The organism is Arthrobacter sp. B6 (assembly GCF_001663775.1).
GTDB lineage: Bacteria > Actinomycetota > Actinomycetes > Actinomycetales > Micrococcaceae > Arthrobacter.
Genome location: NZ_KV467168.1, coordinates 2,479,729 through 2,491,751, shown reverse-complemented (window position 1 = coordinate 2,491,751; position 12,023 = coordinate 2,479,729). Strand labels below are relative to the sequence as shown.

Sequence of the window (12,023 nt, the reverse complement as noted above, 5' to 3'; positions counted from 1 at the left end):
TGGACCGTCTGTCTACACCCTGGCAACTTATCCCCAGGACTTATCCACAAGAGTATCCACAGGCTTATGCACAGCCTTCCTGGTGAGAACTTAATCACAGGAATGACGGCTACCGGCACTGAGCCTGGAAGCGAGTCCGCTGCCTCAGAGGGACTGTCTCCCGCAGTGTTTTGTTACCACTTCCTATTCCCACAAACCCGCGTTCTGCTGGCGAAAATCAACTGGAATAAAGCAATCCGGGGCTTCCGAGAACCCTGGCGCGCCCTTCGTGCTTCGTTTCACGTGAAACAGGCCAACACCATTCGCGCTGGCGCCGCCGCACCACTACCTTAGATGACATTACGGAGACTGGCTTTGATGAGGAACGAGCGACCAAGCAAGGTGTTCTCCACAAAGTTATCCACAGGGATATCCACCGGCTAATACACAGGTATTCCCCAGCCCGGTTTGATCCCGAGCGCGTGGGCCAACTGGTCCACCGACCCTCCATCCAAGTCCTGGACGACCAAAGCTGGGGCCACATACGCAGGAATGCTGGAGTTCCGTCTTCGTTGCACTAACGCCGACGCGGCAGGGCGGATGTGCCGACGAATACTGACGGTTCTGACGACTGGGCTGTCCGATAGCGGGATCGAACCGTAGTGCACTCTGGTCCGCGGCGAGCGTGGTGGCGGCCATATTATCCGCAAATGACACCACGCCCTCTTGTTGGAAATTGCTTTCGGAGAGTTCCCACAATCCTGTCCATGTACCCGTGATTGGCACCGGCGTCGGGGAAGTCCGAGGTAGTCAGCTCTCCGCTATTCCGGGACGGCAATGACCACTCCGGTTGGCAAGCCAAACGATCCGCAGCGTCCCGGCTCGTAGACTAGGGCTCGAGTCCTAAGTGCAGTGATGGCCTGAAACAGCCTTCTTGAGGCAGCGTTGTGCGGCGCCGGGCCGCGTCCCTCTGACCTGGATGCTGACTGCGGTCCCGACGGGGCAGTGCCGGCGAAAGCGATGCCATCCCCGGAATGCCTGAGACCCGTCCAGGCTCCACAGCGGGTGATCAAGAAATCCTGACTCGGCGGAGCGACTACTCACCTCGCTATATTCCAATGCCTCCCCTTCCATACTCCTGTGCAGAGGTGACGCCGCTTCCGGCCAGGCTGCCGGACAACGTACCAGGCAGTGACGGTCCATATGGCATATGCCCCAGCCAAGCCAGTCCTTCTCTCCGTGAACCGAGCCTGTGGGCTCGTCACTTGTTTGCGCCTGTGTACCCTAGGCGGAGATTGTGAAACCCGTGGTGTCCAGTACCTCCGGGTTTCGTGGAAGCCTCCTGCCCTCGGTCCAGTACTCCCGGGCCTGCCAAAACTCCTGCCCTCGGTCCAGTACTCCCGTCCTTGGTGCGGTAGGTACTCCAGGTAGGGCGCGTGGCCGGTGCAGTGTGCAGAGCACCGCCAGCCCACCCTGACATAGCGATTAAGGTTCCGGCGGAACGAGGTACCCATTCTCGGAGGATGGTTTCATGATCTCTTGCCTCTCACTTGACCCAGATGACCCTAGCGGTCGGAAGAGAATGTCCCTGAGGACCCACTGGCCGCCAGCCCGGACTTGAAATCAGGTGAATGTCGTCTTTCCCGCCTCCTAGGCGCCTGCCTCCGCTTGCGCCGGAGTGCAATTGCTGCTGCCAATGAGTGTCGTCGCAGGTCGCTTTGGACGCCGCTCTAAAGCCGCATTAGGTCATCGAGGAGGGATAACTAGGGCGAGTACTGTCCTTGGCTGTGCATCTATTCTTCGGCTGTATCAGCGAACTCAGCATGTCGGGATTGAATCTGTTTCACGTGAAACAGAACTTCCGGTCACCCGGCCCATTCCGCCACCAAGTAGGCTGGCGTGGAAGCACGCTGTCTCGCCCTCGGAGCGGTCAACTCGGTACGTGCTCGTGACCATTGCTCGGTGTTTAAGCTGTGCTTCGCCCACCAATCCGGCCCGTAGGGCTTTGACAATTTTGTTCATGCCATCGACGCGCAGCAGCCGCCTCGCGAGCCCTGGTACCGGCCCTGTTTACGCATCTACAGAATCAAGGAATTTCTCCCGAAACTCTCCAGCGAGAACATCGAGGCTTGTTTCACGTGAAACAGTACTGCAGCTACACAACAACCTGGAAGCAAGGAAGATGCTCCCGGGCCTACCCACGCCCGGCGCTGCCAACAGGCGAGAGCATTGCCCGGACGTAAATGCCGCTTGATCGCTATCTGCTCACTCTCCATAGCTGGTGTCGACCCCTAAGCTCGCGGCTGATTGATCGATATGGTTCAAACACTGGACGCCCACCCGCAGTTCCCTGGCATTTACCATGGTCTCAGATGAAGTGCCTGTGGCATCCGCCCTGCGCTCTCCCGGGATGAAGCGGTCCGGGAGTAGCCAGCGCCATTCAGCCCGTTGCACTGGCGGGGCAAGCAAGAACCCCATTTGCCGATCCAGCTGACGATTGTCCACTAAAAGGACGGGAGCAACGGGTCCCCTGGGTATAGGCGGAAAGGAGGACGCGTCGTCGCCTCCCGCGGGACGGCGCGTGACAGGGCAACAGGGGACTCGCGCGCACCTTTGCTTCCGCGGCACAGTCGCCTGATCGCCCCTCAAACCCTCCAAAGGTGGCTCAATCTACCGCATTCCGATGAGGCCGGCTCGAAGCGAACTTCACTCCTTTCGCAAGTACTCACGATCAGAGGGCAACAAAAAGGGAGCCTGTTTCACGTGAAACAGGCCCCCTCCGTAGAGTCCTCTTAATTGTCCTGCCCAGGGGCCAGGACCTCCATGATCCTGTTCAGGTCCTCGACGCTCGCAAACTCGATACTAACCCGGCCTTTGCGTAGCCCGAGCGAAATCTTGACGTTCGTATCAAGACGGTCGGAGAGCGAAGAAGCTAGGTAGTCCAGCCGCTCGTGGCGTGCCCCGGGGCGCGGTATGTTGTTCTTTGCCGGCTTCGCGGGATCCTGGTAAAGCGTCACCGCTTCCTCGGTGGCACGCACGGACATGCCCTCTGCCACGATCTTCTGAGCCAGGCGTTCCATTGCGGCCGCATCGGGGAGCCCGAGCAAAGCACGAGCGTGGCCCGCCGAGAGGACGCTCGCGGCCACGCGCCGCTGGACCAGTGGCGGCAGCTTCAAGAGTCGCAGCGTATTGGACACCTGGGGCCGGGACCTGCCAATGCGGTCTGCAAGCTGCTCGTGGGTGGTCCCGAAGTCTTCGAGGAGTTGTTGGTAAGCCGCTGCCTCTTCCAGTGGATTCAGTTGGCTGCGGTGCAAGTTCTCCAGCAGCGCGTCGCGGAGAAGGTCGTCATCTGTGGTGTCACGGACGATGGCGGGGATCGTTTCCAGGCCGGCTGCCTGGACAGCCCGCCATCTGCGCTCACCCATCACCAGTTCGTAGGGTTCACGACCGGATTCGGTTGATGTACGCACCACAATTGGCTGGAGGACGCCAATTTCCCGGACTGAGTGGATCAGCTCCGCCATGTCGTCTTCATCGAAGACAGAACGAGGCTGTTTTCGGTTGGGGTGGATGTCTCCGACGGGTATCTCGGCGAACCGCGCTCCGGGAACTTCCACAAGGTCAACACCATTGTCGGCCTCGGGGGTGTCCCCGGAAACCGCAGCTGGCCTCTCATCGGCGACAATGCTCTCGGGGACCTCGGGGGACGTACCGTTCGTCGCGGGCGTCCGCGGCTTTGCCGGTGCTGTCGGAGCCGCAGCGTCGTCCGCATTCTTGGATGTGGCCGGCGCTGTCGTCTTCGGCGCGGACTTGGTTGCTGCCGCCTTCTTCGCAGTGGGTGTGGGCTGCTCATTTTTGGACGATGTACCAGCAGTCGGAACTTCGTCTACAGCCGACGCGGTCCGGTCCGACTCATCCTCAACGGAGCTGACTTTCTTGCGGCCTTCCGGAAAGAAGAGATCCACGGGACGGGATACTGCAGCCCCGTTGCCCGAGGCGCTGCCAGAGGCGGAACTTGGAATGAGTGCGCCAAGACCGCGGCCTAAGCCCCGTCGCTTTTCGCTCATGGATAAATCCCTCCAGTGGTAGAGCCTGGCATAGCCCGGCTCCGGTTGTTGCAGTTTTCGAAGATTCTAGCGTTCAGCAATTTCAGCTGCGGCTTCCAGGTAAGACAGGGCTCCACTGGAGGAAGGATCGTAAGTCATTACAGTCTGCTGGTAGCTTGGCGCTTCCGAAATCCGCACAGAGCGTGGCACCACAGCACCAAGTACCTGGTCCGGGAAGTGCTGGCGCACCTCGGCCGCCACCTGGGCCGCGAGGTTGGTCCGGCCGTCGTACATGGTCAGAAGAATGGTGGAGACTTCCAGATCAGCATTCAAGTGCTTCTGGATCATCTCGATGTTCTTGAGCAGTTGGCTCAGGCCCTCGAGGGCGTAGTACTCACACTGAATAGGGATCAGGACCTCGCCGGCAGCGCAGAACGCATTCACCGTCAGCAATCCCAGGCTCGGCGGGCAGTCAATGAAAATGTAGTCCAGGCGTTCTTCGCCGTTCTTCGCCCGGGCCTTGGCATAAACATCTATAGCCCGGCGGAGCCGCTGTTCGCGGGCCACAAGGGAGACGAGCTCAATTTCCGCGCCTGCGAGGTGAATGGTGGCGGGTGCACAGATCAAATTGTTGATGTCGGGGCACGGCGCCACAACGTCCGCAAGAGGGAAATCGTTGATCAGGACGTCATAGATGCTGTCCACATCGGCGTGGTGTTCAACGCCCAGCGCGGTGGAGGCATTGCCCTGCGGATCGATGTCAATAACCAGGACATTCAAGCCCGCGGCAGCCAGCGCAGCTGCGATGTTGACGGTAGTGGTGGTCTTGCCAACGCCACCCTTTTGGTTGGACACCGTGAAGACCCGTGTCTTCTCGGGCTTTGGCAGCTCGCGACCCAGGAGGCGTTCCCTCCGCTTGGTTTCATGAGCGAGTTCCCGTGCGATCGGGCTGGAATCGTCCATGGAGTCGAACACGTTTGTTTTACCGGGAACGGTTGTTTCACGTGAAACGGCTGCCGATGCGGCAAGTTCAGCAACCGGATTCGGGTGCGTTCCTCCTCGACCCGGCGCGAATCCTGGCCCAGCAGCTGATCGTGCTGACCCCAAAGACACAAACGGGGGGATCCGTTGTGTGGAGGCTTCGCTACTGGTCACTGGGACACACTCACTCTCGTTCAGCTTTTGCTGCCGTGGTCTAGCCTAACCGCTTCGCCCTGTAGACCAAGGTTACCGGGGCCTGGGGCTAGGCAATCTTTTGGGACTTATTTACAACGATGCGGACGACGGTGGTGGGCTCTTCCAGAAGATGCTCACCCACCGTGACCACGGAAGTCTGGACGCCGCCGAGTTTCCTGATGACCTTGGCGGCTTTTTCAATTTCCTCGCCGGCGCTGCGGCCCTTAATAGCCACAACTTCACCCTTGCCGCCAAGAAGGGGGATGGTGAGTCCTGCCAGGTTACTCAACGCCGAAACCGCTCGGGCGGTCACCACATCAGCGTTCACGTGCCCCACGGCGAGCTCTGCCCGCGACCGCATAACCGTCACGTTGGCCAAGTCAAGGTCATCCACCACCTCCTGGAGCCAGATCACCCTGCGTTCCAGGGGCTCAATCAGGGTAAGTTCCAAGTCTGGGCGGGCAATGGCCAGGCACAGCCCAGGGAGGCCAGCACCGCTTCCGACGTCGGCAACGTGGCTTCCGTGCGCAATTTCGCTCTCAATAACGGCACAGTTCAGGACGTGTCGGCTCCACAACCGTGGAATCTCACGTGGGCCGATCAGCCCACGCTCCGTTCCGGAGGTGGCGAGGTGCTCAACATAGCGCTTGGCGAGGTCCAGACGGTCGCCAAAGATTTTCTCTGCGGCCAGCAGTTCAGCGGCCGTGATGTCAACCATGATTAGCCGTTCAGCAATTCTCTAGTCAGCGGATACAACGATGTGGCGGCCGGCGCCTTCACCTTCGGATTCACTGACCATACCGAGGTCAGCAACGGCGTCGTGCACAATTTTGCGTTCGTAGGCGCTCATCGGCTCCAGGGCGACGGCTTTGCCGGTCTCTTTGACCGAAGCGGCGGCATCCTCGGCGATTTTCTGAAGGTGACCGGCACGCTCGTGACGGTAGCCGTTAATGTCCAGCACCAGGCGCGAGCGGTTCTCCGTCGCGGACAGGACAGCCAGGCGGGTGAGTTCCTGAAGAGCCTCCAGCACCTCGCCGTCTTCACCCACAAGGCTGTCAAGACTGTCCGATTCTTCTTCGGCAACGATCGAAATGTAGGTGCGCCCGTTGCGGACCTCAATGTCAATGTCGCCGTCGATATCGGCGATATCCAGAAGCTCTTCCAGGTAGTCGGCAGCAACATCGCCTTCTTCCTCCAGGCGGCTGGCAGCCGAGCCCTTCGTGGAAGTGGCATCACTCACGGACTCGTCGCGGTCTTCAATGACCTCGTCGGAAAGGGCGTGTTCGGTGCTCTCGGCTGACATTACTTCTTCTTCCTGTTCTTACGTTGTGGCTGAATGCGCTGGCCCTTGGCCTCGACGATGGCAGCTGCTGCGGCTGCCTCTGCTTCGGCGTCGGCCTTTTTCCCGCCCAGAATAGGCAGGGCCGGCAGGCCCTTGGCGGCACGGCGCTCGGCGAGTGCCTTGGCGGCGGGGGATCCCGGCGTCGGCATGCGGCGAATGACGAAGAACTGCTGCGCCATGGTCCAAAGGTTCGTGGTGGTCCAGTAGATCAGGACACCGATGGGGAAGTTGATGCCACCCACGCCGAAGACAACGGGCAGGATGTAGAGCATCATCTTCTGCTGGCGCATGAACGGGCTGGCCATGGCCTCTTCAGACATGTTCTTTGCCATGATCTGCTTCTGCGTGATGAACTGCGAAGCCGTCATGGCCAGGATCATGATGATCGAAAGGATCCAGACGGCGACCTGGTTTCCTTCCCCGCCGTGCAACAGGGAAGCAGAAAGCGTGGCCCCAAAGATGGTGGAATCGTCGAACTGCACCACCTGCTCGTGGCTCATTGCACCGATGCCCTCGCCCTCGTCACGGGCGAAACTGATGCCGGAGAGCACCTGGAACAGCGCAAAGAAGAACGGCATCTGGATCAGCATGGGCAGGCAGGCGGAGAACGGGTTGGTCCCGTGCTTCTTGTACATGGCCATCTGCTCCTGTGCCATGGCCTGGCGGGACAGCTGGTCAGTCTTGCCCTTGTACTTGTCCTGGAGCTTCTTCAGATCCGGCTGCAGCAGCTGCATGCCGCGCTGCGCCTTGATCTGCTTAACAAAAACGGGGATCAGGGCGGCACGGATCACCAGCACCAAGCCGATGATGGACAGAGTCCAGGTCCAGCCGGATGCTTCCGGCATCCCGATGGTGCTCAGGCCCTCGTGGAAGCCCACCATGATGATGGACACAAGCCACTTGAACGGAAACATGATTGTTTCAAAGAAGTCCATACGATATCCCTATTCGTCAGGCCGCAACGCGGCCTTCTCCATCAGTCTGAGCAGCCAGGTACTTGTCCGGATTGTTCAGCACAACAATTGTGGGGGTCCGGTTTTCAGGCCATTCCCGGTGGCCGGCGGGGACGTGGTCCACACCGCCGGCGTTCCATGGGTGGCAGCGGGCAAGGCGGCGGACGGCAAGCCAGCTGCCCTTGACGGCACCATGGACGGTGATTGCTTCAAGGGCGTACGCCGAACATGAAGGGAAGAAACGGCAGACCTGGCCGTACAAGGGGGAAATCACCTTGCGGTAGGCCTTAAGCAGCAGAATAAGGAAATTGCGGGGAAGGTTCCAGACGACCTTGCCCAGGGCCACGGCAACAGGCTGCAGGAAACGGACGACGGCGGCAGTCACGTTACGCACGCTGTGTCCCTTCCTGTGTTGTATCGGTTGAACCGTTAACAGCAGCCCGCGGAAGGCGGCTGCCCAACCGGCTCACCGTCGATTCAAGCGCGGCGTTATAGTCGGCCAGCAACTGATCCCAGCTGGCGGCCGCGGACGCAGGCAGAGCCCGGACCACTATGGCGAACCCGGTACCGTACTCGCGCAGCGAGGCAGCACCGGCTTCCCTCAGTCTCCTCTTAACGAGGTTCCTGACCACAGCGTTCCCGACTCCTTTGGAAACAATGAACCCGATCCTGCTGGGTTCGTCGGCAGCAATAGCTGCCGTATATAACACTACGTTCCGGCGTCCATTGCGGACACCGGAACGTACGGTTGTTGAAAAATCGGTTGCAGTCCTCAAACGGTTGCGGGTGGCCAGCACCTTAAACTCGCAAAGAAATGTAAACCGACGAGTCAGTTATTTAGGCCGACAGTTCGGTGCGGCCCTTGCCACGACGGGCTGCCAGGATGGCACGGCCGGCACGGGTACGCATACGAAGGCGGAAGCCGTGCTTCTTGGCTCGACGGCGGTTATTCGGCTGAAAAGTCCGCTTGCTCACGTTAGTTACTCCAGTGGATCAAAGGTGCGCCCACCCGATCAGTATGGGGAAGAACTGGCCGACGCTAAGTTTTGTAATGCACGCTTCCCCCGGCTGCTCGAACGCGGTGCGTCTGAGAGATTCAGATAGGGCAAAAAAGCGGACACAAAGGACTTCACAACGTTAGGGCAAATTGCTCACCGGAGTCAAACCGGCACGGCACAAGGTCCCTGTCCCCAGCTGTGGTTAACCGGCCACACCAGCCTGTGGATGAAGTGGCTCACAAGCCCCTTTTCAGAACCACAACCGTGTAATTATCCACAAGCTACTTCCCAGCTATCTTCTGGCGTTTTGATCCCCTAGAGTGGCTCAGTAGCCGATTATCCACGGACTGTGCATAACCCTGTGGATGAAGCTGGACCAGCATCCTGTTCCGGACTTGTGGCTGCAGGCAATGCAGGCAAAGCAAGTTTTGAGGAACTGATTGATGACAGTAGACGAAGCCAACCACGCCAATACTGTCGGAAGTTCCTGGCGGCGCGTGGTCACCCTGCTGGAGCAGGACGACCGCGTTTCACCACGGCAGCGTGGCTTTGTCATCCTGGCGCAGGCCCAGGGCCTGATCGGTTCAACGCTCTTGGTGGCCGTCCCCAACGAGCTCACCCGCGAGGTCCTGCAGACGCAGGTCAAGGATGCGCTGGACGACGCGCTGCATAACGTTTTCTCCGAGGACATCCGCTGCGCCATCGATGTGGACACCGATCTGGTGCCCATCCATGAAGAGCCTGAACTCGTCGTCGAACCGTCTTTCACGTCCGACCAGCTGATCGAACAGAAGCCGCAGCCCATGCTGCCGAGCACCTCACACGAATTTGGCCGGCTGAATCCCAAGTACGTTTTCGATACCTTCGTCATCGGCTCATCCAACCGTTTTGCCCACGCTGCGGCGGTGGCAGTGGCCGAAGCGCCGGCCAAGGCCTACAACCCGCTCTTCATCTATGGCGATTCGGGACTGGGCAAGACCCACCTCCTGCACGCCATCGGCCACTATGCCCGCCGCCTCTACAGCGGCATCCGCGTCAGGTACGTGAACTCAGAGGAGTTCACCAACGACTTCATCAACTCCATCCGCGATGACGAGGGCGCGAGCTTCAAGACCACGTACCGCAATGTTGATGTGCTGCTGATCGACGACATCCAGTTCCTGGCAGGCAAGGACCGGACCCTGGAGGAGTTCTTCCACACGTTCAATTCCCTGCACAACAACAACAAGCAGGTAGTCATCACCTCGGACCAGCCGCCCAAGCTCCTGGCAGGATTCGAGGACCGCATGAAATCCCGCTTCGAGTGGGGCCTGCTCACTGACATCCAGCCGCCGGAACTCGAGACCCGAATCGCGATTCTCCGGAAGAAGGCGCTCAGCGAGGGACTCTCCGCGCCGGACGACGCCCTTGAGTACATCGCGTCCAAAATCTCCAGCAACATCCGCGAACTCGAAGGCGCACTCATCCGGGTCACTGCCTTTGCCAGCCTGAACCGCCAGCCAGTGGACGTGGCCTTGGCCGAGATGGTCCTGAAGGACCTCATCACCGACGACGGCGCGCAGGAAATCACTTCCAGCCAGATCCTCACGCAGACGGCCGAGTACTTCAAGCTCAGCATGGAGGAACTCTGCAGCAAATCCCGCACCAGGACCCTGGTGACAGCCCGCCAGATCGCCATGTACCTCTGCCGTGAACTCACGGACATGTCCCTGCCCAAGATCGGCCAGGAACTCGGCGGCCGCGACCACACCACGGTGATCCACGCCGACCGCAAGATCCGTGAACTGATGGCCGAGCGCCGTGTGATCTACAACCAGGTCACCGAACTCACGAACAGGATCAAACAGCAGCAGCGCGATTCCTGACCCTCGCCTCCATACCTTATTAACAGGTGCATGTGGATAACCCTGTGGACAGTTAAGGGGACAAGTGCGGTTAATGGGCTTAAAACCCTTAAGCCACCTGTGGATCGAGGAATCCACCAAAATTCTTATCCCCATCCACACCCTGTTTAAAACCTCCGTCACCCACAGTCCATGAACAGGGCTTAACCGCCGGATCCTGCGGCTGGACCGAGTTATCCACAGTTTCCACAGCAGTTATTAACACTACTCATCCCAAAAAATTGAATTCCCTCAAACAACAATCTCGATCTCTCCGGCGAACCTGCCAGGGCCTGGGGGCCCGGGACAGTCAGGAACGTTGCCGGGGATGGGTTAATCGCTGATCTTCCGGCTAAGCTGTCAGCAGCGCTCCCATCCTTGGGTTTCTTTGTGGTTCAGCAAGCGCGGACCATGCAGGTTCAGGAGTTTGGGGCACCCACTTTTGGAACTCCACAACGGGGTTCCCGCAACGCACCAGGCAGCAGCAATGAAAGGCGGCACCCTTCCGTGAAGTTCAGAGTCGATCGGGACGTCCTGGCAGAAGCCGTCACCTGGACAGCCCGGTCGTTGTCTCCGCGGCCGCCCGTACCGGTCCTTTCGGGTCTGCTCCTCAAGGCAGAAGCCGGCACCGTCAGCCTTTCGAGTTTTGACTACGAAACCTCGGCACGGCTTGAGATCCCTGCCGACATCGCGGTAGAAGGCACCATCCTGGTATCGGGCCGTCTCCTTGCGGACATCTGCCGCAGCCTGCCTTCGGCCCCTGTGGAAGTGGAAACAGACGGCAACAAAGTCACACTCACCTGCCGCCGCAGCAGCTTCCACCTGGCCACAATGCCCGAAGCCGAGTACCCGCCCCTTCCGGCGTTGCCCACCATCAGTGGGACGGTCCCCGGCGATGCCTTCGCCCAGGCGGTCTCCCAGGTGATCATCGCCGCCAGCAAGGACGACACCCTGCCCATCCTGACCGGAGTCAGGATGGAAATTGAGGATGACCTGATCACCCTCCTGGCCACCGACAGGTACCGGCTGGCCATGCGTGAAGTTCCGTGGAAACCTGTCACCCCGGGAATTTCCACCAGTGCCCTGGTGAAGGCAAAGACCCTGAATGAAGTTGCCAAGACGCTGGGCAACAGCGGTGACATCCATCTCGCCCTGGCGAACGACGACAGCCGGCTCATCGGTTTCGAAAGTGGCGGCCGCACCACCACATCGCTGCTGGTGGACGGCGACTACCCCAAGATCCGTTCACTTTTCCCCGACACGACCCCCATCCACGCCACCGTTCAGACCCAGGAGCTGGTTGAGGCGGTACGGCGTGTGTCCCTCGTAGCCGAGCGCAACACCCCGGTGCGCCTCGCCTTCACCGACGGACAGCTGCACCTCGACGCCGGCACCGGTGAAGATGCGCAAGCCTCCGAGGAGCTTGAAGCACAGCTGTCCGGCGAGGACATCACCGTTGCGTTCAACCCGCACTACCTGGTGGAAGGACTGAGCGTCATTGAAACCAAGTACGTCCGGTTCTCCTTCACCACCGCACCCAAACCAGCGATGATCACCGCCCAGGCGGACGCCGATGGCGAAGACCAGGACGACTACCGTTACCTGGTCATGCCCGTCCGCCTCCCCAACTAAGTCGCAGTTAATGT

Annotated in this window: 10 protein-coding genes; 2 read left to right on the top strand and 8 right to left on the bottom strand. The window is 59.9% G+C overall.

The features are described 5' to 3' along the window. Positions 1-2,771: 2,771 nt before the first annotated feature. From AU175_RS11005 to rpmH, 8 genes are all read right to left on the bottom strand, one after another. Complete coding sequence (locus AU175_RS11005; protein ID WP_066288585.1) at positions 2,772-4,046, bottom strand: ParB/RepB/Spo0J family partition protein; 1,275 nt, start codon at positions 4,044-4,046, stop codon at positions 2,772-2,774. Between the two features lie 66 nt (positions 4,047-4,112). Next, complete coding sequence (locus AU175_RS11000; protein WP_269449482.1) at positions 4,113-5,180, bottom strand: ParA family protein; 1,068 nt, start codon at positions 5,178-5,180, stop codon at positions 4,113-4,115. Between the two features lie 88 nt (positions 5,181-5,268). Then, the gene (gene rsmG / locus AU175_RS10995; RefSeq protein ID WP_066288583.1) at positions 5,269-5,919 is read right to left on the bottom strand and encodes a 16S rRNA (guanine(527)-N(7))-methyltransferase RsmG; all 651 of its coding nucleotides are present in this window, start codon (positions 5,917-5,919) and stop codon (positions 5,269-5,271) included. 21 nt (positions 5,920-5,940) lie between these two features. Continuing rightward, positions 5,941-6,504: a Jag family protein gene (locus AU175_RS10990; protein ID WP_066288580.1), complete on the bottom strand. Its 564-nt coding sequence runs from the start codon at positions 6,502-6,504 to the stop codon at positions 5,941-5,943. After that, entirely contained in the window at positions 6,504-7,478 is a 975-nt protein-coding gene (yidC, locus tag AU175_RS10985) for a membrane protein insertase YidC (protein ID WP_066288577.1), read from the bottom strand. Before yidC ends, AU175_RS10990 begins: the two co-directional genes overlap by 1 nt. 16 nt (positions 7,479-7,494) lie before the next feature. Then, positions 7,495-7,890: a membrane protein insertion efficiency factor YidD gene (gene yidD, locus AU175_RS10980; RefSeq protein ID WP_066288575.1), complete on the bottom strand. Its 396-nt coding sequence runs from the start codon at positions 7,888-7,890 to the stop codon at positions 7,495-7,497. After that, positions 7,883-8,293, bottom strand: coding sequence for a ribonuclease P protein component (gene rnpA, locus AU175_RS10975; protein WP_066288572.1), 411 nt, complete (start codon positions 8,291-8,293; stop codon positions 7,883-7,885). The genes yidD and rnpA overlap by 8 nt, the downstream gene beginning before the upstream one ends. Positions 8,294-8,333: 40 nt before the next feature. Next, positions 8,334-8,471 carry a 50S ribosomal protein L34 gene (rpmH, locus tag AU175_RS21370; protein ID WP_003800212.1) on the bottom strand — a complete coding sequence of 46 codons (138 nt, stop codon included), beginning with the start codon at positions 8,469-8,471 and terminating at the stop codon, positions 8,334-8,336. Positions 8,472-8,937: 466 nt separating this feature from the next. On the opposite strand from rpmH, the gene dnaA reads away from it, so the two are divergent. Continuing rightward, positions 8,938-10,359 (top strand): chromosomal replication initiator protein DnaA, encoded by a 1,422-nt coding sequence (gene dnaA, locus AU175_RS10970; RefSeq protein ID WP_066288570.1) that lies wholly within the window; start codon positions 8,938-8,940, stop codon positions 10,357-10,359. A 525-nt stretch (positions 10,360-10,884) separates the two neighbouring features. Then, positions 10,885-12,009: a DNA polymerase III subunit beta gene (gene dnaN, locus AU175_RS10965; protein ID WP_066288567.1), complete on the top strand. Its 1,125-nt coding sequence runs from the start codon at positions 10,885-10,887 to the stop codon at positions 12,007-12,009. The last annotated feature ends 14 nt before the right edge of the window (positions 12,010-12,023 follow it).

What these genes read in the sequence shown, in the direction of transcription:
- rsmG (WP_066288583.1), bottom strand. Translation starts at nt 5,919, where the DNA reads ATGGTTGACATCACGGCCGCTGAACTGCTGGCCGCAGAGAAAATCTTT.
- AU175_RS11005 (WP_066288585.1), bottom strand. Translation starts at nt 4,046, where the DNA reads ATGAGCGAAAAGCGACGGGGCTTAGGCCGCGGTCTTGGCGCACTCATT.
- dnaA (WP_066288570.1), top strand. Translation starts at nt 8,938, where the DNA reads ATGACAGTAGACGAAGCCAACCACGCCAATACTGTCGGAAGTTCCTGG.
- yidC (WP_066288577.1), bottom strand. Translation starts at nt 7,478, where the DNA reads ATGGACTTCTTTGAAACAATCATGTTTCCGTTCAAGTGGCTTGTGTCC.
- AU175_RS10990 (WP_066288580.1), bottom strand. Translation starts at nt 6,504, where the DNA reads ATGTCAGCCGAGAGCACCGAACACGCCCTTTCCGACGAGGTCATTGAA.